Origin of the sequence: Citrobacter sp. CFNIH10 (assembly GCF_002934585.1) — a bacterium.
Lineage (GTDB): Bacteria > Pseudomonadota > Gammaproteobacteria > Enterobacterales > Enterobacteriaceae > Citrobacter_A > Citrobacter_A amalonaticus.
Genome location: NZ_CP026216.1, coordinates 1471842 through 1494205, shown reverse-complemented (window position 1 = coordinate 1494205; position 22364 = coordinate 1471842). Strand labels below are relative to the sequence as shown.

The 22364-nt window shown below is 52.4% G+C and carries 18 protein-coding genes; 10 read left to right on the top strand and 8 right to left on the bottom strand.

Annotation, left to right across the window (positions count from 1 at the left end):
* The first annotated feature begins 102 nt into the window (after window positions 1–102).
* Window positions 103–1029 (top strand): alpha/beta hydrolase, encoded by a 927-nt coding sequence (locus tag C2U53_RS10625; protein ID WP_104445883.1) that lies wholly within the window; start codon window positions 103–105, stop codon window positions 1027–1029.
* A gap of 14 nt (window positions 1030–1043) precedes the next feature.
* Here C2U53_RS10625 and fabY read toward each other — a convergent pair whose 3' ends face one another.
* The 7 genes from fabY to C2U53_RS10590 form a co-directional block, all read right to left on the bottom strand.
* Complete coding sequence (gene fabY / locus C2U53_RS10620; protein ID WP_042998862.1) at window positions 1044–1985, bottom strand: fatty acid biosynthesis protein FabY; 942 nt, start codon at window positions 1983–1985, stop codon at window positions 1044–1046.
* Window positions 1986–2029: 44 nt separating this feature from the next.
* Window positions 2030–2467, bottom strand: a complete 438-nt coding sequence (gene dtd / locus C2U53_RS10615) for a D-aminoacyl-tRNA deacylase (protein ID WP_044265155.1) — start codon at window positions 2465–2467, stop codon at window positions 2030–2032.
* Window positions 2464–3336, bottom strand: coding sequence for a virulence factor BrkB family protein (locus C2U53_RS10610; RefSeq protein WP_044257165.1), 873 nt, complete (start codon window positions 3334–3336; stop codon window positions 2464–2466). The genes dtd and C2U53_RS10610 overlap by 4 nt, the downstream gene beginning before the upstream one ends.
* Window positions 3330–3929 carry a glucose-1-phosphatase gene (gene yihX / locus C2U53_RS10605; protein WP_044265152.1) on the bottom strand — a complete coding sequence of 200 codons (600 nt, stop codon included), beginning with the start codon at window positions 3927–3929 and terminating at the stop codon, window positions 3330–3332. The genes C2U53_RS10610 and yihX overlap by 7 nt, the downstream gene beginning before the upstream one ends.
* 143 nt (window positions 3930–4072) lie before the next feature.
* The gene (locus C2U53_RS10600; protein ID WP_104445882.1) at window positions 4073–6697 is read right to left on the bottom strand and encodes an autotransporter outer membrane beta-barrel domain-containing protein; all 2625 of its coding nucleotides are present in this window, start codon (window positions 6695–6697) and stop codon (window positions 4073–4075) included.
* 433 nt (window positions 6698–7130) lie between these two features.
* Window positions 7131–7934, bottom strand: a complete 804-nt coding sequence (locus C2U53_RS10595) for a DeoR/GlpR family DNA-binding transcription regulator (protein WP_044265149.1) — start codon at window positions 7932–7934, stop codon at window positions 7131–7133.
* Between the two features lie 32 nt (window positions 7935–7966).
* A complete protein-coding gene (locus C2U53_RS10590; RefSeq protein ID WP_044257159.1) occupies window positions 7967–8863 on the bottom strand; it encodes a sugar kinase in 897 nt (298 codons plus the stop codon).
* Between the two features lie 166 nt (window positions 8864–9029).
* Here C2U53_RS10590 and yihU point away from each other — a divergent pair, with 166 nt between their 5' ends.
* From yihU to ompL, 8 genes are all read left to right on the top strand, one after another.
* Window positions 9030–9920, top strand: a complete 891-nt coding sequence (gene yihU, locus C2U53_RS10585; RefSeq protein ID WP_104445881.1) for a sulfolactaldehyde 3-reductase — start codon at window positions 9030–9032, stop codon at window positions 9918–9920.
* Between the two features lie 20 nt (window positions 9921–9940).
* The gene (gene yihT, locus C2U53_RS10580; RefSeq protein WP_042998854.1) at window positions 9941–10819 is read left to right on the top strand and encodes a sulfofructosephosphate aldolase; all 879 of its coding nucleotides are present in this window, start codon (window positions 9941–9943) and stop codon (window positions 10817–10819) included.
* A 15-nt stretch (window positions 10820–10834) separates the two neighbouring features.
* Window positions 10835–12076, top strand: coding sequence for a sulfoquinovose isomerase (yihS, locus tag C2U53_RS10575; RefSeq protein ID WP_044265143.1), 1242 nt, complete (start codon window positions 10835–10837; stop codon window positions 12074–12076).
* Between the two features lie 18 nt (window positions 12077–12094).
* Window positions 12095–12937 carry an aldose-1-epimerase gene (locus C2U53_RS10570; protein ID WP_042998853.1) on the top strand — a complete coding sequence of 281 codons (843 nt, stop codon included), beginning with the start codon at window positions 12095–12097 and terminating at the stop codon, window positions 12935–12937.
* Between the two features lie 49 nt (window positions 12938–12986).
* Window positions 12987–15023, top strand: coding sequence for an alpha-glucosidase (locus tag C2U53_RS10565; protein ID WP_104445880.1), 2037 nt, complete (start codon window positions 12987–12989; stop codon window positions 15021–15023).
* Window positions 15024–15068: 45 nt separating this feature from the next.
* Window positions 15069–16451, top strand: a complete 1383-nt coding sequence (locus C2U53_RS10560; protein ID WP_042998851.1) for an MFS transporter — start codon at window positions 15069–15071, stop codon at window positions 16449–16451.
* Between the two features lie 44 nt (window positions 16452–16495).
* Complete coding sequence (locus C2U53_RS10555; RefSeq protein ID WP_044257152.1) at window positions 16496–17917, top strand: MFS transporter; 1422 nt, start codon at window positions 16496–16498, stop codon at window positions 17915–17917.
* 67 nt (window positions 17918–17984) lie between these two features.
* Complete coding sequence (gene ompL / locus C2U53_RS10550; RefSeq protein ID WP_099433478.1) at window positions 17985–18677, top strand: porin OmpL; 693 nt, start codon at window positions 17985–17987, stop codon at window positions 18675–18677.
* A 61-nt stretch (window positions 18678–18738) separates the two neighbouring features.
* Here the strand turns inward: ompL and typA are convergent, their stop codons facing one another.
* Window positions 18739–20562 carry a ribosome-dependent GTPase TypA gene (gene typA, locus C2U53_RS10545; RefSeq protein WP_042325427.1) on the bottom strand — a complete coding sequence of 608 codons (1824 nt, stop codon included), beginning with the start codon at window positions 20560–20562 and terminating at the stop codon, window positions 18739–18741.
* A gap of 376 nt (window positions 20563–20938) precedes the next feature.
* Here typA and glnA point away from each other — a divergent pair, with 376 nt between their 5' ends.
* Window positions 20939–22348, top strand: a complete 1410-nt coding sequence (glnA, locus tag C2U53_RS10535; RefSeq protein ID WP_042325425.1) for a glutamate--ammonia ligase — start codon at window positions 20939–20941, stop codon at window positions 22346–22348.
* The last annotated feature ends 16 nt before the right edge of the window (window positions 22349–22364 follow it).

Below are 22364 nucleotides of genomic sequence, written 5' to 3'. Positions count from 1 at the left end.
GGCGCTTTCCAGAATTTTACTCTGTCCCAAATCCACCATTCTCTTTCATGAAAAACCAGGTTATAACACTGTATATTCATACAGATTTTAGGGATTAAGAAAATGGCGCTTGAAAACGGGATTGCACAACGGGTCGAGGAATTTATCGCGGCGGGACGTCCTTCTGTTCGTCGGCAACATATTGATGACCGGAGAGCAGGCTATATCGCCAGTACCGCGCTGGCCGGAAAGACCGAAACGCGCGTAGAAGTCAGCGATGTTGAGCTGGAGGGGATGACGCTGCGCGTCGTATCGCCGCGCCACGTTTCGGGCGCTCTGCCCTGCGTTATTTACTACCACGGCGGCTGTTTCGTGAGCGGCGGATTTGCCACCCACGATAATCAGTTGCGGCAACTGGCGCATACCAGCGGTTGCCGGGTGATTGCCGTACAGTACCGCCTCGCGCCAGAACACACGTTTCCTGCGGCGCATGACGATGCTGAAAAAGGGGCCAACCTGATCTGGCAATATGCGAAACAGCTTGGCGTTGAACGCCAGCACATCACGCTTGCCGGGGACAGTGCGGGCGGACACCTGGCGCTGGTGACAGCATTGCGCCTGAAGGCAGCAAAGCAATGGCTGCCCGCACAATTGATGCTGATCTACCCGATGCTCGACGCGACCGCAAAATGTGAGAGCTATACCCGCAACGGTCTGGACTACATCATTACCCGTGACACGTTGCTAACCGGGTATGAGATGTATATGCCCCATACCGATCGCCAGCATCCCGAAGCCAGCCCGCTCTGGCGAGATGATCTCAGCGGCTTACCGCCTACGCACATCATCACCGCTGAATTTGATCCGCTGTGCGACGAAGGCGAACTTTTGTATGAGCGACTGACGACCCAACACGTCGACTGCACCTGCCAGCGCTACCTCGGGGTGATTCATGGTTTTTTCCAGCTAGCTGGCGTCAGCCATGCGGCGCGCAGCGCAATGCAGGATATCGCCTGGCGCGTGACTATCCCGTCCGTTAGCGAAGAATAGAGAAGGGAGTTCCCCTACTCTTCCTCGTTTCCGCCTTCTTCATAGGGACCAAACGGTTTGGCGGGCAGGACGATGTAAATACCTTCAAAAATAGCGCCCGGTGTGTCATTGCCCAGCAGCTCTACCTGCAGTTGAACCCGCGCCTTTTTCCCACGCGCCAGACGGTCAAGATCGCCGCTCAACGAGCCGAGATCGGCAACCGCGGCGGGTCTGCCGCTGATAGGTTTGCTATAGCGGATATGGGCGTCAGCGAGAATGATCGTGCCCCCAAGATGGCGCTCACGCAGCATCAGCCAGATAAGCCCCCAGCCGGTCAGCGTAGCCAGCGAAAACAGGCTCCCGGCAAACAGCGTGTGGTGCGGATTTTGATTGCCCGTCTCCGGCATGGTGGTAATAAATTTCTGCCCGGTGTACTGCTGAATACGTACACCCATCTTCTCGCTCAGCGGGATGTGCTCATACCATGCCTGCTGTAGCTGTCCGCACCAGTCGCCGCGATGCAAAATGTCATCGAGCGAGGCAATCGGTTTGATCATCAAAAAGTGGCGAACCGGCGTAGTTTGCGGCGTGGTGATTTCGCCCTGATTGACAAAACCCAGTTTGGCGAAGAATTCGACAGCGTCTTCCCGTGCGCTACAGGTCACTCGTTTGACCCCTTCCTGACGTGCGACGGACTCCAGCGTCATTGCCATCAGCGTTCCCAGCCCCTTTTCCTGCACGGTGGGATCGACAGCCATGAAACGGATGGAAGCCTCATTATCGGCATTGATGTACAACCGCCCGACGGCAACCAGATTGCCCTCTTCATCGACCACCATCTGGTGGTGCGCCATTGCGTCCCAGGCATCACGCTCGGAACCCTTCGGTTGATGCAGCGGCTTGCGCAGCATTTCCCAGCGAAACTGATAGTAACGCTCTAATTCTTCTTCTGTTTGCGGTACTCGAAGGTGATACATAGCGGTACTCTCTCTTGTAACCCGCGGCCACGCCGGAAGCTGATTCATACCTGTAACCAGAACGTCACGGGGCCGTCATTCACCAGCGCAACCTGCATATCGGCAGCGAAGCGTCCGGTCTGCGTATTCATGTCCTGCTGGCGGCAGCGTTCGACGAAATAATCGTACAGGGCCTCCGCCCGCTCCGGCGTCGCCCCTTTAGAGAACCCCGGACGCATGCCGCGTTCGGTATCCGCCGCCAGCGTAAATTGTGAAACCACCAGCACACTCCCGCCCGCCTGTTGCACGTTCAGGTTCATTTTGCCTTCGGCATCGCTAAAAATACGGTAGCCGAGCACACGTTCACACAGGCGATTCGCTTTCTGCTCGTCGTCGTCCTTTTCGACACCCAACAACACTAAAAGTCCTGAGCCAATTTCACCCGTCACTTCGTCCTCCACGGTGACGCTGGCACGGGTTACGCGCTGAATTAATGCAATCATGGTTGGTCTGCTTCTTCTTGTTCTGCGGCTTGTTTGAGTTTGCGGTATTCCCCGAGAGTGACAGTTATTTCCGCACCAAGCAAGACGATACACCACGTCCAGTACACCCAGACAAACAAAATGGGTACCACCGCTAACACGCCGTAAATAAGCTGATATGACGGGAACATGGTGATATAAAGCGCGAAACCTTTCTTTCCAGCCTCAAACAGGACCGCAGCGACAAAGGCGCCGACAATCGCATCCCGATTCGGTACGCGCGTGGTCGGCACCACGCTGTAGAGGAGCCAGAATGAGAGCCAGGAGAGGATCAGCGGGAAGAGACGCAGCACATCATCAATCACGGTATTGAGATCGCTGGCCCAGCGTAATGAGAGAAGATAGGAACTGATCGCCAGACTGGCCCCTGCCAGTAATGGTCCCAGCGTCAAAATCATCCAGTACACGGCAAAGGAGTACACTTTTGGCCGCGTGCGCGTGCTGCGCCAGATAGTATTCAGCGCGCTATCAATGGCATACATCAACAGCAGCGCGGTGACGATTAACCCGCAGGCCCCCACCGCCGTCATTTTGTTGGAGTTGGCGACAAACTGCTCAATGTAACGTTGAATCACATCGCCCGTTGCCGGGATAAAGTTGGCAAAAATAAAGTGTCGCAACTGGACGCTGACATCGGAAAACATCGGAAAAGCGGCGAAAAGCGCAAATACAACGGCGATCAGCGGCACTAATGAGAGCAACGAGACGTAGGCAAGATTCCCTGCCAGGGTCGTCATATTGTCCTCATCAATGCGCTTCCAGAGGAGCTTCAGCCAGGCCCAGATCGGTCGGGTATGATGCCTGGCTTTTTGATGCACGGTTTTTAGCATAACAACTTCGCGAAATACTCAGGAATGACGGTTTTATCGGTCACCAGAATGCTGGTTATCCCCAACTGGTTGGCCCCTTCTATATTATCGATGTTGTCGTCAAAAAAGACCGTGTCGCTCGCTGAAAAACCCTCTTGCTGTAACACATGCTGATAAATCCGTGTCTCCGGCTTGCGCATCCCCAGATCCTGCGACAAATAAATATGGTCCGCCGCCTGGCGAATTTCTGGATATTCCTCTGGCCAGAACGTCGTATGCAGCCGGTTGGTGTTCGACAGGACGACCACGCGATGCCCCTGCTCACGCAGTTTCTGCATGATATCGATAACCTCAGGCCGTAGCGCGACAAAAACGGCCTGCCAGCCATGGGAAAACTGTTCGTAGCTCAGCGACAGATCCATCTCATGACAAAGGGCCTCGGCAAATGCTTCATCGGTGATTTCTCCCCGTTCGTGCTGATGGAAGGCCTCACCCATCGTAAAGCTCTGCTTTAACGACGCCAGCGGCACACGGCTCAGATCGCTCCAGGTACCTAATACGCGGTTGAAGTCGATATCGACAATCACATTACCTAAATCAAAGATATAGAGCATGTCCCTTCTCCTTACTTGCCGTGGATGAATAACTGTAGCGGGAAAGGGGCGTTTTGACTATGTACCCGTCAGGGAAAGATGAAGGAAAAAAAGGCGATGCCCTGAGAGCATCGCCTTGTTCTGGTGTGATATTTCTCGGTTTCTTAGAAGCTGTATTTCACCCCGAGCATCGCAGAGGTATCGCTGTAGCTGTTGTCGCCCATTTGCTGCGCCACGTTACCCCACACCTGCAGACGCGGGTTGATTTGCCCTTCAATACCCACTTTCAGCTCACCAATGTTACGTGTCCCGCTGATGTCATCCTTGATGGAGCCCATCTGTACGGTCTGGTTATTGGTGTTGTGGATCCAGTTCGCTTCAATGAACGGCTGGAAATCACGGCCTTTATCGGTATCTTTCTCCGCATGACCTTTCAGGTAAGCACGGACGCCGAGGCGAGTCATCAGGTTGCCGTCAGTTTTGTCTTTAACCACCGTCCCGTTGTGCTCACGGTGTGAATCGGCCTGCACGTCCATCCAGATAACCTGCGCTTTCGGTTGGATCCAGTAGGTTTTATTTTCACTTTCCCCGACCAGGAAGCTATAACCGCCTTCAACAGACGCCGTGATACCGTCGGATTTGTAGTTTTCGCTGGCCAGATGTTCGCCACTAACGGTGTTATCAAACCAGTTATACAGTACCCAGCTATCCAGATAGGTCCCGGTCTTATCCGCTTCATTGGCATACCAGGTGGCATACAGACCGACGCTGTAACCATCTACCTGTCCACGAGACGAATAGCCAGTGTAACTGTTACGGGTTTTACTTTTCTGGTTGGCATAACCCGCCATGGCACCCAGATGCCAGCGATCGAGGCCGTCGCTGCTCCACTGCGCCAGGTCGCCGCCTAACTGCAGAACATAACGGTTAGCGTTGGTTTTCAACTGCCCGCTGCCGTCAGTAAAGCGATTATGGCCCCCTACGTTACGCATCCACATACTGGTGACTTTTTCTTCGCCAGTCAGCATATCGGTATACTGAGTTTCACCCAGACGGTCATGCAGACGGGTGATAAACATCGTATTGGCCGCATAGTTGTTCGCCAGATAACTCCCGAATTCAGGGCGATACTGGTGCTCGACGGGACCCGGATATACTGGCGGTCCTGGAGGATCAGTTGGGTCTGGCTGCGCGGGATCGGGATCCGGCTCAGTCGGTGGTGGCGGAGGCGGCTCCACTGGCGGCGGATCCACCGGTGACAGCTCGCTGGTCAGATACCAGTCACTGGCTTTTTTCACCACGTCATAGTCGTACGCACCGGCGACGATACGCCCTGATTTGGTAAAGGTACCGTCAGAGTTTCCGGCAACCTCAACAATTTTAATCCCATCGACGGTCAGTTCACCCACACCACCAATGTTGTTGATCCCCACTTTGGTATTACCGGAGGTATCGCCATTCACTTTCAGCATGTCAGTTAATGAACCGTCACCTTCCAGTACGGTATTCAGCACTAACAGCGCGTTGGTCCCGATGTAGTTTCCTATCACAGTCAATGTTTTGAAGGTTCCCGCATCATCGCGAGACACGCCGTCAGGACTATAGCGCAGCGTCGCCTGATCCAGCGTCAGATTAGAGACCACGGAATTTCCAGTCATCGTCCATTCGCTGCTGGCGCCCTTCATACTCAAATCCAGCGAGCCGTGGTAGGTTGCATTACTATTCTCTTGTGAAGAATCGGCTTTGCCTACAAAGCGGCTTCCATCTTCCATACGCAGATCCATGGTGCCGCCATAATAAGCACGTAAATTGCCTTCAATGTCGTACACACCTGAGTCAGCCGTATCGGTAGCGTAATCCCATGAACGAATGACGCCCTGCGAACCATATGCGTAAATGGCATAAGCGCCACTGTCAGTCACCTGAATTTTCGTATCGCCACCCAGGTTCACCGTTGCGGACTCAGTAGATGAAGACGCATAAACGCCGTGCGCAGTGACACCAGAGGTTTTTAAATCAACGTTATTTAGGTTTATGGTTCCTTTACGCCCCACATACACTGCATGTGCATTTCGACCTGACGTCGTGACTGACGTCGCGCCATTGAGCGTAATATCCGCATTTCCTCTTGCCGTTCCTGTCAGTTGTGCAGGATCTCTACCTGCATAAATACCATAACCTGTATTCATGCTTCCGGGACCACGAGTAACAATATCCGTATTCCCATGAATAATTATGGATGACTGGGCATTGTCTTTATTCGCCGATGCGTTAGCACGTAACCCCATTCCATTTTCAGCATCAACGGTCACGTCGCCATTGACTTCAACGATTGAATAATCCGCCTGGAGTTCACGACCGATATTTATACCATCAGCGCTACTTCCTGTTGCGGTGATGTAAATATTATCGGCAACCAGCTTACCCCCAGCATTTTTAGAATGGATTCCGTCTGCTGCAGTGCCTGTAGTATTGATAACCAGATTTTTGAACTTATAACCAATATTATCAATATAGACGCCCCAGCCCGTTAGCCCAGCGGTAGTACCTTCAGAAGTCGTATCAATACGCACTTCATCAAAACCACTGTAATCCCTTGCAGCCCCTCCAAGTGGATTGCCGTAGTGATAGATCGTGGTGTTATCACAAAAGAGTTGTGCCGTGGAAGTGTAACTACACCCCGCGGAAACCGCTTGCCCGCTAAATCCTCCGAGCGCCAGCGCACTGGCGATACAGAGTGCCAATTTCCCCGGTGAGGGTGGTTTGCATTTCATTTTTTGTGTTTTCATAGGAATACCTTTTCCGTACTACTCTTTTTTCGGATAAGAGCATAAAAGACGCAGTAAAAATTAATTAAAAGGCAAAGCGGGTCCGTTCATCTTTAAAACCTTAAAGATTCACTTACCTTAAAATTATAAATCTTTCCTTTTGCGCGATTAATACAGTTATTCAAAGGTTATGTCAACGGGGGTTGCACTGACGAAAAAGCAAAAATAATAAAATGACATCCATTTATTTATATTATTCCTGGGTGTTTTTTTAATGAATAAAAAGAGTGCGTAACGAGGGTAAAAAAAGCTTACGAATCAATGCGCATTAAAAGCACAATTTGATACTTCATGCGAGTTTTAGGATTTTTATACATAATACCAGGACGTTTAACTATTTATATTTTTTGTGATAAGAACCGCCTGAACGGCGGTTTATTTTGAAAGGAGTCTGTTACGAAGAAACGCCATCATCCTGGTCTGGGCTCACCTGAACGATTTCAACCTGATGAGTCTGAAGAAGCGTATGCAGAGCCGGGCCAGGGAGTTCATCAGTAAACAACGCGGTTACCGCAGAAACATTGCCAATTTCTACCGCCGCCGAGGCGTGGTATTTCGTATGATCGGCAGCAAGCAGAATATGGCGTGAGTGAGCCATCATCGTCTTCACCACACTGGCCTCATTGACGTCAAATTCCAGCATCGCGCCATCGCTTTCAATCGCCCCGACGCTGGTGACGAGGTAGTCCGCCCGGAAATCAGCGACAAACGCAGTCGCAGAAGGGCCAATAATCCCGCTGTTATGTGGACGCAGCGTTCCACCGGGGACCATCACTTCGAAACGGGGATTGTTATAGAGAATATGCGCAACCCGAAGGCTGTTGGTGATGATACGCAGATGATTGTGGTTCAACAACGCCCGCGCCACCTGCTCTACGGTAGTGCCAATGGTGATGAACACCGTTGAACCATCTGGAATGTAGTCCGCCACCGCTTCCGCGATGGCTTTTTTCTCTTGCGTCCACGAGACTTCACGTTGCTCAAAGGCAGTGTTAACCACGCTGGACGCGCGGCCAGCGCCACCGTGATGACGGGTAATCAGCCCCTGTTCGCTTAATTTACGGATATCACGGCGCACCGTCTGCGTAGAGACATCCAGTAAACCCGCCAGTTCATCAATGTTCATATACCCACGCTCACCAACGAGCGATAGCAACTGATCATGCCGTGGGTTACCGGTCAGTTCGGTAAAACTCATGAAAATTCCTCGAAAAACCATTGCCCTGCATTTTATACAAAAAGTGACAGAAAAGATCGGGTTTGATCACAGTCAGGAATTCCTGCACGTCCACCCGGTCGGGTACACTTCAGTGCCGCCACCCCACTGGCGAACCTGACCGCGTCTTTCAGTTCGCTTCCTGATGCGAGGCTGAATGCCAGCGCACCGTGGAAAACGTCGCCTGCCCCGGTTGTATCCACCACATCCACTGCAAAACCGGCCTGGTGTTGCAGCGTGCCATTTTCTATCCAGTCACACCCTTCACTACCTTGCGTGACGTAGACATGTCCATTTGTGAGCGTTTGTGATTGTTTCAACGCCTTGGCGGTCTCATTGATGCCCGTCAGGCGCGCCAGACCCGGGGCCGAAAACACAGCATGATCGCTTAAGGCCACCAGCTCGCTGATGTCCTGCGGCGTCACATCGCCATCCAGCAGCGTCTCCACGCCCGCCTGATGCGCCAGCGTAAAGGCCTGCTTTGCCCCTTCATGCCAGCGAACGTCCGCCAGTACGATATCCCACTGGGAAAAGTCGATGTCATTGAGCCAGTCGGCCTCCGCCGGCAAATCGGGGCTCGGGAAATTGACGATAATCCGCTCCCCTTGAGCATCAACCATGATAGCCGATTGCGACGACTTTGCCCCCGCATAGCGCCGGGTGTAACGGGTATTGACCCCCAGAGATTCCAGCTCCGCCAACAGGTGTTTTCCGGTGTCGTCATCGCCCACACGGCCAATAAAGTTTACCTGTGCCCCTAACTTCGCCGCTGCCACTGCGGCAGTGGCGGCTGGTCCACCGCCCACCTCGGTATAACGACGCGCCACATATTTACCGCCTACAGCCGGTAACGTTTCTACGTAATAGATGCGATCCAGCACGGTAATACCTACACAAGCAATACGAATCATGGTCGTTCCTTAAGCATTTCGGGATGAGATTATTTTAATTCCACAAAATGTTTAAAAAGTGACGGCTGTCAATTTTTTGACCATAAATTACAAATACGATCAAAAACAGACAGAAACAACCGGTCATAATTGACAAAAAATGACACCACCGTCTCAGGAGAACGATATGGCAGTCATCGCATTTATCGGATTAGGACAGATGGGCGCCCCAATGGCGAGCAACTTACTCAAACAGGGTCACCAACTTAGCGTTTTTGACGTTAACCCCGATGCCGTCCAACGTCTGGTCGAAAAAGGGGCACAACCAGCCCGCTCTCCAGCACAGGCCGCAGAAGGCGCTGAGTTTGTCATCACTATGCTGCCCAACGGCGATCTGGTGCGCAGCGTATTATTGGGCGAAAAAGGCGTTTGCGAACGCCTCTCCCCACAAGCGCTGGTGATCGATATGTCAACCATCCATCCCTTGCAGACTGACAAGCTGATCGCCGACCTTCGCGTTAAAGGCTTCGCCATGATGGATGTCCCGGTCGGGAGAACCTCGGATCACGCCGTTGCCGGTACATTGCTGTTGCTGGCGGGCGGCACACCGGACCAGGTCGAGCGCGCCACACCGGTACTGATGGCAATGGGGAATGAGTTGATTAACGCCGGCGGCCCAGGAATGGGGATCCGCGTGAAGTTGATTAACAACTACATGAGCATTGCGCTGAATGCCCTGTCAGCCGAAGCCGCCGTGCTGTGTGAAGCGCTGGGTCTCTCCTTCGATGTCGCGCTACAGGTCATGAGCGGGACACCCGCAGGTAAAGGTCACTTCACCACCTCGTGGCCGAACAAAGTGCTGAAAGGCGATCTTTCCCCGGCCTTCATGATCGACCTGGCCCACAAAGATCTCGGCATCGCGCTGGATGTCGCCAACCAGCTGCACGTTCCTATGCCGCTCGGCGCGGCGTCCAGGGAAGTTTATAACCAGGCACGAGCCGCTGGCCGTGGGCGGGAAGACTGGACCGCCATTCTTGAACTGGTTCGCACTTCTGCCGGACTGAAAAACCACCATTGACAGGTAAAAAGGACTGAAGAATGACCACGTACACCCTGAAAGATATCACCAGACCTTCCGGCGGTTTCGCCATGCTGGCCGTTGACCAGCGTGAAGCAATGCGCCTGATGTTTGCCGCCGCAGGCACGCCAACGCCGGTCACCGATCAGCATCTCACGGATTTTAAAGTCAATGCTGCAAAAATTCTCTCGCCGTATGCCTCCGCGATCCTGCTTGACCAACAGTTTTGCTACCGCCAGGCGGTAGAGCAGAATGCCGTTGCCAAAAGCTGCGCCATGATTGTCGCCGCCGACGCCTTCATCCCGGGTAATGGCATCCCCGTCGACAGCGTAGTGATTGATAAAACCATCAATCCTCAGGCCGTCAAGCAGGATGGCGCGAAAGCCTTAAAACTGCTGGTGCTCTGGCGCAGTGATGAAGATGCGCAGCAACGTCTTGAAATGGTGAAAGAATTTAATACGTTGTGCCATAGCCAGGGTCTATTGAGCATCATCGAACCGGTAGTCCGTCCGCCGCGTCGCGGCGATCAATTCGATCGTGAACAGGCGATTATCGACGCCGCCAAAGAACTGGGCGACAGCGGCGCCGATCTCTATAAGGTCGAAATGCCGCTGCAGGGTAAAGGCACGCAGCAAGCCCTGCTCAGCGCGTCTCAACACCTGAACGAACACATCAATATGCCGTGGGTCATTCTCTCTTCCGGCGTTGATGAAAAGCTGTTTCCACGCGCGGTCAGCGTTGCAATGAGTGCTGGCGCTTCTGGCTTCCTGGCCGGTCGTGCGGTCTGGTCATCGGTGATTGGCCTGCCGGACAGCGAGATGATGCTGCGTGATGTGTCTGCACCTAAATTGCAACGCTTAGGTGAAATTGTCGATGAAATGATGGCCCGCCGCCGTTAATACGAGGATCAAAGCATGAAATGGTTTAACACCATGAGCCACAACCGCTGGCTGGAGCAAGAAACCGATCGCATCTTCAATTTTGGTAAGAACGCGGCGGTGCCAACCGGATTCGGCTGGCTGGGTAATAAAGGACAGGTCAAAGAAGAGATGGGCACGCACCTGTGGATCACCGCCCGCATGCTGCACGTCTATTCCGTCGCCGCAGCGATGGGCAGACCGGGCGCTTACAGCCTGGTCGATCACGGTATTAAGGCCATGAACGGCGCGCTGCGGGATAAAAAATACGGTGGCTGGTACGCCTGCGTGAATGATGAAGGCGTGGTAGATGCCTCCAAACAGGGATACCAACACTTTTTTGCACTGCTGGGCGCTGCCAGCGCGGTCACCACCGGACACCCTGAGGCCAGGAAACTGCTCGATTACACCATTGAAGTCATTGAGAAATACTTCTGGAGTGAAGAAGAGCAAATGTGCCTGGAATCCTGGGATGAAGCGTTTAGCAAAACCGAAGACTATCGCGGCGGCAATGCCAATATGCACGCCGTTGAAGCCTTCCTGATTGTTTACGACGTCACCCATGACAAAAAATGGCTGGATCGTGCGATCCACATCGCCTCGGTCATCATTCACGATGTCGCCCGCAAAGGGGAATACCGGGTCAATGAGCATTTCGACGTGAACTGGAACCCGGTCCGCGACTACAACAAAGACAATCCCGCCCACCGTTTCCGCGCCTATGGCGGCACGCCAGGCCACTGGATTGAGTGGGGCCGTCTGATGCTGCATATCCACGCCGCGTTAGAAGCGAGAAGCGAACAACCGCCCGCCTGGTTACTGGAAGACGCAAAAGGTCTTTTCCACGCCACCATTCGTGATGCCTGGGCGCCCGACGGCGCTGACGGCATCGTGTACACCGTTGACTGGGATGGCAAACCCATTGTTCGTGAACGGGTGCGCTGGCCGATTGTAGAAGCAATGGGTACCGCCTATGCGCTATATACGGTCACGGGCGATCGCCAGTACGAAACCTGGTATCAGACCTGGTGGGAATACTGCATTAAGTACCTGATGGATTACGAAAATGGTTCCTGGTGGCAGGAGCTGGATGCGGACAACAAGGTCACAACCCGGGTATGGGACGGTAAACAGGATATTTATCACCTGTTGCACTGTCTGGTTATCCCACGTTTACCGCTGGCACCGGGCCTTGCTCCTGCGGTTGCTGCCGGTCTTCTGGATATCAACGCCAGGTAAGCAACGAGGATAGCAGCCATGCATAGCGGTGGAAAAACACTTCATCTTCAGGCCGGGCACTACTGCGCGAAAATAGTCACCGTTGGCGCCGGATTAGCAGAATTGACGCACCGTGGGCGTCACGTCGTTATTCCCCATAAGCCGGAAGAGATACCGTTGGCGCATTTGGGAAAAGTGCTAATACCCTGGCCAAATCGCGTGGCAAAAGGCTGCTATCAACATAACGGCAAGCGCTTCCAGCTTGCTATTAACGATCCGGTTACGCATAGCGCTATTCATGGATTACTGGCCTGGCGGGACTGGCAGATTAATCAGCAGTCTAAAACGGAAGCGTCACTGACGATTTTTCTGCCGCCTTCTTATGGTTATCCCTTTGCGCTGGTTTCAGAGGTGATTTATCGACTGGAGGAAACACACGGGCTGCATGTCTTTATTCGTACGCAGAATCTGAGTGACGAAATCGCACCGTATGGTGCCGGAGCCCATCCCTATTTGACCTGCAATCTGCACCCCATTGATGGTTGTGAATTGACGCTTCCTGCGAGTGAAGAAACAGGTAGTGAACGGGATTTCACAACGCCGCGACGCATTGCAGGAACCTCTATCGATCATACATTCAGGGTCTTGACACCTGAGGTTGAGTGGGAAGTCAGGATGACCTGTGCCTCACAAAACATAACGACTTTTTTACGCAGCCATCAACCCTGGCTGCAGGTATATACCGGCGAGAAATTAGCAAGGCGTGGTCTTGCAGTGGAACCGATGACCTGCCCACCCGATGCCTTTAACTCCGGAACAGGCCTGATTTATCTCGCGCCAGGAGAAACACATCAGATGCATTTTCTCATCGGCAGCGAATAAAAGATTTCCGACAAATTACCGAATTACCCTATTTATTACGGAGACGATGATGAATTCGTTACAACAACGGTCAACCCCATTAGAGCTGACGACGTTACAGAATGGATTTACGCTTACGTACCACCAGCGATTAATTTTACGTCACAGCGAAGCAGCCCCCTGTCTGTGGGTTGGTGCTGGCGTCGCCGATATCGACATGTTTCGTGGCAACTTCAGCATTAAAGACAAACTTAACGAGAAAATTGCCCTGACCGATGCCACTGTCAGTGAATCAGCCGACGGCTGGCGAGTACGCTTTAGTCGTGGTGATGCCGTCACGGCGACGCTACGCATCTCCACCGATGAAGCGGGTCGTTTGCAACTGGATCTGCACAATGACGATCCCGACCATAACCGTATCTGGCTGAAACTGGCGGCTAACCCGAATGACCATATCTACGGTTGCGGCGAGCAGTTCTCTTACTTCGATCTGCGTGGCAAACCGTTTCCACTGTGGACCAGCGAACAGGGGGTGGGCCGTAATAAAACCAGCTACGTCACCTGGCAAGCCGACTGCAAAGAGAACGCCGGCGGGGACTACTACTGGACCTTCTTCCCGCAACCTACGTTTGTCAGTACGCAGAAGTATTACTGCCACGTTGATAATAGCTGCTACATGAATTTTGACTTCAGCGCGCCGGATTATCACGAACTGGCATTGTGGGAGGATAAAACCACCCTGCGAATTGAATGCGCCGACACCTATATCGCGCTGCTGGAAAAACTGACCGCGCTGTTAGGTCGTCAACCCGAGTTACCAGACTGGATTTATGATGGCGTCACACTGGGCATTCAGGGCGGCACCGACGTTTGCCAGAAAAAACTGGATACGATGCGCCGTGCTGGCGTGAAGGTAAACGGCATCTGGGCGCAGGACTGGTCCGGGATCCGCATGACGTCATTCGGTAAGCGCGTGATGTGGAACTGGAAATGGAACAGCGACAACTATCCACAACTGGACAGCCGTATCAAACAGTGGAATGCCGAAGGCGTGAAATTCCTTTCATATATCAACCCGTATGTCGCCAGCGATAAAGACCTGTGCGCCGAAGCGGCAAAGCACGGCTATCTGGCAAAAGATATGTCAGGTAATGATTACCTTGTTGAATTTGGTGAGTTTTACGGCGGCGTGGTTGATTTGACCAACCCGGCGGCCTACGACTGGTTCAAAGACGTCATCAAGAAAAATATGATCGCACTCGGCTGCGGCGGCTGGATGGCGGACTTTGGCGAATATCTGCCGACCGACACGGTTCTGCATAACGGCGTCAGCGCGGAGATCATGCATAACGCCTGGCCTGCACTGTGGGCAAAATGTAACTACGAGGCGCTTCAGGAAACCGGCAAGCTTGGCGAAATCCTGTTCTTCATGCGTGCGGGTTATACCGGCAGTCAGAAATACTCGACCATGATGTGGGCGGGTGACCAGAACGTGGACTGGAGTCTGGACGATGGACTCGCCTCCGTTATTCCCGCAGCCCTGTCGCTGGCTATGAGCGGTCACGGCCTGCACCACAGCGATATTGGCGGCTATACCACCCTGTTTGAGATGAAACGCAGCAAAGAGTTGCTGCTGCGCTGGTGTGATTTCAATGCTTTCACGCCCATGATGCGCACCCACGAAGGTAACCGTCCCGGTGATAACTGGCAGTTTGACAGCGATGAGGAAACCATCGCCCATTTCGCCAGAATGACGACCGTGTTTACGACGTTGAAGCCGTACCTTAAGCAAGCCGTCGCGCAAAACGCCGCAACTGGCTTGCCAGTTATGCGTCCGTTGTTCCTGCATTACGAAAACGATGCGCGCACCTACACCCTGAAATACCAGTACTTGCTGGGGCAAGACCTGCTGGTCGCTCCGGTACATGAGCAGGGCCGCTGCGACTGGACGCTGTATCTGCCGGAGGATCATTGGGTGAATCTCTGGACAGGTGAAACGCAAAGTGGCGGCGAGGTAACCGTGGATGCGCCATTAGGTAAACCGCCAGTCTTTTATCGCGCGAAAAGTGAGTGGGCGTCGCTGTTTGCATCTTTACGCCACTTCTAATAAGGCTCGCCCATGGGAAAACTCATGGGCAAATGAGGGATAATCATGAGTCAAAACATAACCAACCCGGCAACCCTACGCTTGCCCTTTAAGGAAAAACTCGCCTACGGAATGGGTGATTTAGGTTCCAATATTCTTCTGGATATCGGTACGCTCTATTTACTGAAGTTTTATACCGATGTTCTCGGTTTACCGGGCACCTATGGCGGTATCATTTTTCTTATTGCCAAGTTTTTTACCGCGTTTACCGATATGGGAACCGGTATTATGCTCGATTCACGGCGTAAAATCGGTCCAAAAGGTAAATTCCGTCCTTTTGTTATGTACGCTGCGTTTCCGGTGACCCTGCTGGCTATCGCTAACTTTGTCGGTACACCGTTTGAAATCACCGGAAAAACGGTCATGGCGACCGTCCTGTTTATGCTCTACGGGCTGTTCTTCAGCATGATGAACTGTTCCTATGGCGCAATGGTGCCCGCCATCACCAAAAACCCGGACGAACGCGCCTCGCTCGCCGCCTGGCGGCAGGGTGGCGCGACGCTTGGCCTGCTGCTGTGCACCGTCGGTTTTGTGCCGGTCATGAACCTGATCGAAGGCAATTCGCAACTGGGGTATATCTTCGCCGCGACGCTGTTCTCGCTGTTCGGGTTGTTCTTTATGTGGTGCTGCTATGCCGGGGTGAAAGAGCGCTATGTCGAAGTGAAACCTGTCGACGCGGCGCAAAAACCGGGATTATTGCAGTCCTTTCGTGCCATCGCCGGTAACCGTCCGCTTTTCATCCTGTGTATTGCCAATCTCTGCACGCTCGGCGCATTTAACGTCAAGCTGGCGATCCAGGTTTATTACACCCAGTACGTGCTGAACGATCCGATTTTGCTGTCGTGGATGGGCTTTTTCAGCATGGGCTGTATCTTCATCGGCGTCTTTTTAATGCCGGGGATGGTGCGTCGCTTTGGCAAGAAAAAGGTCTATATCGGTGGCCTGCTGATCTGGGTTGCAGGCGATCTCCTCAACTACCTCTTCGGCGGAGGTTCGGTCAGTTTTGTCGCGTTCTCCTGCCTGGCATTCTTCGGCTCTGCGTTTGTGAACAGCCTGAACTGGGCGCTGGTTTCCGACACGGTGGAATACGGCGAATGGCGAACTGGCGTGCGTTCTGAAGGGACGGTTTACACCGGTTTTACGTTCTTCCGTAAGGTTTCACAGGCGCTGGCCGGCTTCTTCCCGGGATGGATGCTGACCCAAATTGGCTATGTGCCTAACGTGGTGCAATCGGCGGGAACGGTCGAGGGGTTACGGCAGCTGATCTTTATTTATCCCTGTGCGCTGGCGGTCGTCACCATCATTGCAATGGGCTGTTTCTACAACCTCAACGAAAAAATGTATATCCGTATCGTTGGCGAAATCGAAGCCCGTAAACAAACGATTTAAAACAATAATATCCAACGCCCTACGGGGCGTTATGAGAGGCGATTATGTCTGACCATGATCCGCTAACGCTGAAACTGAGCCTGCGTGAGAAGTGCGCCTACGGCATAGGTGATTTCGGCTCAAACCTGATGCTGTGTATCGGGACGCTGTATCTGCTTAAGTTTTATACCGATGTGCTGGGGATGCCTGCGTATTACGGCGGCATAATCTTCCTGGTGGCGAAGTTCTTTACTGCCTTTACCGATATATTAACCGGTGTATTGCTGGATTCACGCCGTAATATTGGTGTAATGGGTAAATTCCGCCCCTTCATACTTTATGCCTCTTTTCCCGTGGCGCTGGTTGCCAGCGCGCAGTTCTTTGCCACGGACTTTACCTTAACGGTGAAGACGACGCTGGCCACCCTCCTGTTTATGCTGTTTGGTTTGTTTTATAGCCTTATGAACTGCTCTTATGGTGCAATGGTGCCAGCTATCACCAAAAACCCGCACGAACGCGCCCAGCTTGCCGCCTGGCGCCAGGGCGGCGCAACCATTGGTCTGCTGCTGTGTACCGTCGGCTTTATGCCGATTCAGGCGTTGTTTACCCGTTCGCCATCGTTGGGCTATTTAATTGCCGCGCTGATTTTCTCCGTGTGCGGACTGTTCAGTATGTGGTGGTGTTTCCGTGGCGTTAAGGAACGTTACATCGAAATCGTGCCAGATCACCATAAGCCTGGCATTCTCAAGTCGTTCTGCGCGATTTTCCGCAACCCACCTCTGTTAGTGCTGTGTATTGCCAATCTGTGTACGCTGGCAGCGTTCAACATCAAACTGGCGATCCAGGTCTATTACACACAGTACGTTCTGAACGATATCCATTTGCTCTCATGGATGGGCTTCTTCAGCATGGGGTGTATTCTGGCAGGTGTACTGTTAGTACCCATGACCGTAAGGCGTTTCGGTAAAAAACAGGTTTATCTCGGAGGGCTAACGCTCTGGGCAGTTGGGGATATCCTGAATTTCTTTTGGGGCGGAACCTCCTTTTTATTCGTCACCTTTTCCTGTGTAGCCTTCTTCGGTACCGCCTTCGTGAACAGCCTGAACTGGGCACTGGTGCCGGATACCGTGGATTACGGCGAATGGAAAACGGGGATTCGCGCAGAAGGTTCCGTCTATACCGGATATACCTTTTCGCGCAAGATTTCCGCTGCGTTGGCGGGGTTCCTGCCCGGAATGATGTTGACCCAGATTGGTTATATCCCCAACATCGCGCAAAGCGACGCGACCTTACTGGGATTACGCCAGTTAATTTTTCTCTGGCCCTGTGGTCTGGCGATTATTGCTGCACTGACCATGGGTTTCTTTTATAAGCTTAACGAAGCGCGTTTCGCTTTTATTATTGAGGAAATAAATCAACGAAAAAAGAACAACACTCGTTCTGACGTAACCAATAACAATAAAAACATCGCTACTGTAAATCTTTAAACAAATCTTGCCGCTATTTCCATCCAGATGGATGGCGGCTTCCCTACGCTTAAAAAATGGATTTATGATGAAAACATTACATACTCTCATTCTGTTATCTTCAGTGATATCCACCTCTGTAGTTGCTGGCGCTTATGTCGAAAACCGGGAGGCGTATAATCTGGCATCCGATCAACAAGAGATCATGCTGCGCGTTGGCTATAACTTTGACATGGGTGCGGGCATTATGCTCACTAATACCTATACGCTCCAGCGTGAAGACGAGTTAAAACACGGCTATAACGAGATCGAGGGCTGGTATCCGCTCTTCAAACCCACGGATAGATTAACGATCCAACCTGGCGGGTTGATTACCGACAAGAGTATTGGCTCCAGCGGCGCGGTGTATCTGGACGTGAATTACAAGTTTACACCGTGGTTTAATCTGACGGTGCGTAACCGCTACAACCATAATAATTACAGCTCGGTCGATTTAAATGGCGATCGGGATAATAATGATACCTATGAGATCGGCAACTACTGGAACTTTATTATTACCGATAAATTCTCGTATACCTTTGAACCCCACTATTTTATGCGGGTGAATGATTTTAATAGCAGCAATGGCAAGGATCATCACTGGGAAATTACGAATACCTTCCGTTATCGGATCAACCAGAACTGGCTGCCCTACTTCGAACTGCGCTGGCTGGACCGGAACGTAGAACCCTATCACCGCGAACAAAATCAGATTCGCGTTGGGGTTAAATATTTCTTCTGAATAGATTGAGGTAAAGAAAAGCCGCTGAAATCAGCGGCTTTTTTCGTCACAAGATTATCAATTAATCTTCTTTCGGACCACGGTTCGCGCGGCGGCGATCGTTTTCCGTCAGGTGACGTTTACGAATACGGATAGACTGCGGCGTCACTTCTACCAGTTCGTCGTCATCGATAAACTCCAGAGCTTGTTCCAGAGTCATCTTAACCGGTGGAACCAGAACCGTGGCTTCGTCAGTACCGGAAGCACGCATGTTGGTCAGTTTCTTACCGGTCAGGCAGTTTACCGTCAGGTCGTTAGAACGGCTATGAATACCGATGATCTGGCCTTCGTACACTTCAGCACCGTGACCCAGGAACAGCTTACCGCGGTCCTGCAGGCTGAACAGTGCAAACGCAACCGCTTTACCCTGACCGTTGGAGATCAGTACGCCGTTCTGGCGCTGACCCACTTCACCCGGACGTACGTCGTCGTAGTGGCTGAAGGTGGAGTACAGCAGACCGGTACCGGAGGTCATGGTCATGAATTCTGAACGGAAGCCGATCAGACCACGGCTTGGAATCACGTAGTCGAGACGTACGCGGCCTTTGCCATCTGGATTCATATTTTTCAGGTCGCCTTTACGCTCGCCCAGTGCCTGCATGACAGAACCCTGGTGCTGCTCTTCAACGTCCAGCGTCACGTTCTCGAACGGCTCTTGTTTACGACCATCGATTTCGCGGAAGATAACTTTCGGACGGGAAACCGCCATTTCGAAACCTTCACGACGCATGTTTTCGATCAGAACAGACAGGTGCAGCTCACCACGACCGGATACACGGAACGCGTCCGCATCTTCAGTTTCTTCAACACGCAGTGCAACGTTGTGCACCAGCTCTTTGTTCAGGCGGTCAAGGATCTGACGAGAGGTGACGTATTTACCTTCTTTGCCACAGAACGGAGAGGTGTTGACGTTGAAGAACATGGTGACGGTCGGTTCATCAACAGACAGTGCCGGCAGCGCTTCCACATTCTGCGGATCGCAGATGGTGTCAGAGATGTTCAGCTCGCCCAGACCGGTGATCGCGATGATGTCGCCTGCTTCTGCCAGATCGCTATCGATACGCTCCAGACCCAGGTGAGTCAGGACTTTACCGACTTTACCGTTGCGAGTTTTGCCTTCGCTATCCACGATAGTAATCTGCTGGTTCGGCTTCACTTTACCGCGTTTGATGCGGCCGATACCGATAACGCCAACGTAGTTGTTGTAGTCCAGCTGAGAGATCTGCATCTGGAACGGACCATCAAGGTCAACGTCCGGCGCAGGTACGTGGTCGACAATCGCCTGATACAGCGGGGTCATGTCTTCCGCCATATCTTCGTGATCCAGACCAGCAATACCGTTCAGCGCAGAAGCGTAGATGATCGGGAAATCCAGCTGTTCGTCGGTCGCGTCGAGGTTCACAAACAGGTCAAATACCTGATCGACAACCCAGTCCGGACGCGCGCCAGGACGGTCAACTTTGTTGATGACCACGATCGGCTTCAGGCCATGCGCAAAGGCTTTTTTGGTCACGAAGCGCGTCTGCGGCATCGGGCCGTCAAATGCGTCAACCACCAGCAGCACAGAGTCAACCATGGACATGACACGCTCAACTTCACCACCGAAGTCTGCGTGCCCAGGGGTATCAACGATGTTGATACGATAATCATTCCATTTGATAGCGGTGTTTTTCGCGAGGATGGTAATCCCACGCTCTTTCTCCAAATCGTTGGAGTCCATCACACGCTCTTGAGTTTCGGCACGAGAGTCGAACGTACCGGATTGCTGCAGCAGCTTATCAACCAGGGTAGTTTTACCATGGTCGACGTGCGCGATGATGGCGATGTTACGCAAATTTTCGATCACAACTTTGCCTCAGGCATTAGAAATAGCGCGTTATTGTACACGGATTAATCGCACTACAAAACAGGATCACAAACATCCTCCGCAAACAAGTATTGCAGAGTTTCTTTGTGATCGCTTTCACGGAGCGTTAAAAGGGTTATGCACGGTCCATTGCACCAATATGGTGCTTAATGTTCACATTAAAGCACTATACTGGTGCAACATACACGGCATGGTGCAACCCTTTTGCACGATGGTGCGCATGATAACGCCTTTTAGGGGCAATTTAAAAGTTGGCACAGATTTCGCTTTATCTTTTTTACGGCGACACGGCCAATGATTAAAGAATTGAACACCTCGTTACCACGACGACTATGACCAATCTGGAGAGTTAAGTATGTCCGCTGAACACGTTTTGACGATGCTGAATGAGCACGAAGTGAAGTTTGTTGATTTGCGCTTCACTGATACCAAAGGTAAAGAACAGCACGTCACGATTCCTGCTCATCAGGTAAATGCCGAATTCTTCGAAGAAGGCAAAATGTTTGACGGCTCTTCGATTGGTGGCTGGAAAGGCATCAACGAATCCGACATGGTGCTGATGCCGGATGCTTCTACCGCAGTCATCGACCCGTTCTTCGCGGATTCTACGCTGATCATCCGTTGTGACATCCTGGAACCTGGCACCCTGCAAGGCTATGACCGCGACCCGCGCTCTATCGCCAAGCGTGCTGAAGAATACCTGCGCTCCACCGGCATCGCGGATACCGTTCTGTTTGGGCCAGAACCAGAATTCTTCCTGTTTGACGACATCCGTTTCGGCGCGTCAATCTCCGGTTCTCACGTGGCTATCGATGACATCGAAGGCGCCTGGAACTCCTCCACCCAGTACGAAGGTGGTAACAAAGGTCACCGTCCGGCAGTAAAAGGCGGCTACTTCCCGGTTCCACCAGTAGATTCTGCTCAGGACATCCGTTCTGAAATGTGTCTGGTGATGGAGCAAATGGGCCTGGTCGTTGAAGCTCACCACCATGAAGTGGCCACTGCGGGTCAGAACGAAGTGGCAACCCGCTTCAACACCATGACCAAAAAAGCGGACGAAATTCAGATCTACAAATATGTGGTACACAACGTCGCTCACCGCTTCGGCAAAACCGCGACCTTTATGCCAAAACCGATGTTCGGCGATAACGGTTCCGGTATGCACTGCCACATGTCCCTGTCTAAGAACGGTACCAACCTGTTCTCTGGCGACAAATATGCGGGCCTGTCTGAGCAAGCGCTGTACTACATCGGCGGCGTAATCAAACACGCTAAAGCGATTAACGCCCTTGCGAACCCGACCACCAACTCATACAAGCGTCTGGTCCCGGGCTACGAAGCACCGGTTATGCTGGCTTACTCTGCCCGTAACCGTTCTGCCTCTATCCGTATTCCAGTGGTCGCGTCTCCAAAAGCACGTCGTATCGAAGTCCGTTTCCCGGATCCGGCAGCGAACCCGTACCTGTGCTTTGCAGCCCTGCTGATGGCCGGTCTTGACGGCATTAAGAACAAGATCCACCCTGGCGAAGCCATGGACAAAAACCTGTACGACCTGCCGCCGGAAGAAGCGAAAGAGATCCCACAGGTTGCAGGTTCTCTGGAAGAAGCACTGAACGAGCTGAACCTGGATCGCGAGTTCCTGAAAGCGGGCGGCGTGTTCACTGATGAAGCTATCGATGCTTACATCGCGCTGCGTATTGAAGAAAACGACCGCGTACGCATGACGCCGCACCCGGTAGAGTTTGAGCTGTACTACAGCGTTTAACTGTATCTTAAAAGCC

Coding starts and splice junctions, on each gene's coding strand:
- C2U53_RS10565 (WP_104445880.1), top strand. CDS start 12,987: ATGAATTCGTTACAACAACGGTCAACCCCATTAGAGCTGACGACGTTA.
- C2U53_RS10590 (WP_044257159.1), bottom strand. CDS start 8,863: ATGATTCGTATTGCTTGTGTAGGTATTACCGTGCTGGATCGCATCTAT.
- dtd (WP_044265155.1), bottom strand. CDS start 2,467: ATGATTGCATTAATTCAGCGCGTAACCCGTGCCAGCGTCACCGTGGAG.
- yihX (WP_044265152.1), bottom strand. CDS start 3,929: ATGCTCTATATCTTTGATTTAGGTAATGTGATTGTCGATATCGACTTC.
- glnA (WP_042325425.1), top strand. CDS start 20,939: ATGTCCGCTGAACACGTTTTGACGATGCTGAATGAGCACGAAGTGAAG.
- fabY (WP_042998862.1), bottom strand. CDS start 1,985: ATGTATCACCTTCGAGTACCGCAAACAGAAGAAGAATTAGAGCGTTAC.
- C2U53_RS10560 (WP_042998851.1), top strand. CDS start 15,069: ATGAGTCAAAACATAACCAACCCGGCAACCCTACGCTTGCCCTTTAAG.
- yihT (WP_042998854.1), top strand. CDS start 9,941: ATGACCACGTACACCCTGAAAGATATCACCAGACCTTCCGGCGGTTTC.
- C2U53_RS10600 (WP_104445882.1), bottom strand. CDS start 6,697: ATGAAAACACAAAAAATGAAATGCAAACCACCCTCACCGGGGAAATTG.
- C2U53_RS10610 (WP_044257165.1), bottom strand. CDS start 3,336: ATGCTAAAAACCGTGCATCAAAAAGCCAGGCATCATACCCGACCGATC.
- yihU (WP_104445881.1), top strand. CDS start 9,030: ATGGCAGTCATCGCATTTATCGGATTAGGACAGATGGGCGCCCCAATG.
- C2U53_RS10625 (WP_104445883.1), top strand. CDS start 103: ATGGCGCTTGAAAACGGGATTGCACAACGGGTCGAGGAATTTATCGCG.
- C2U53_RS10595 (WP_044265149.1), bottom strand. CDS start 7,934: ATGAGTTTTACCGAACTGACCGGTAACCCACGGCATGATCAGTTGCTA.
- C2U53_RS10555 (WP_044257152.1), top strand. CDS start 16,496: ATGTCTGACCATGATCCGCTAACGCTGAAACTGAGCCTGCGTGAGAAG.
- C2U53_RS10570 (WP_042998853.1), top strand. CDS start 12,095: ATGCATAGCGGTGGAAAAACACTTCATCTTCAGGCCGGGCACTACTGC.
- ompL (WP_099433478.1), top strand. CDS start 17,985: ATGAAAACATTACATACTCTCATTCTGTTATCTTCAGTGATATCCACC.
- yihS (WP_044265143.1), top strand. CDS start 10,835: ATGAAATGGTTTAACACCATGAGCCACAACCGCTGGCTGGAGCAAGAA.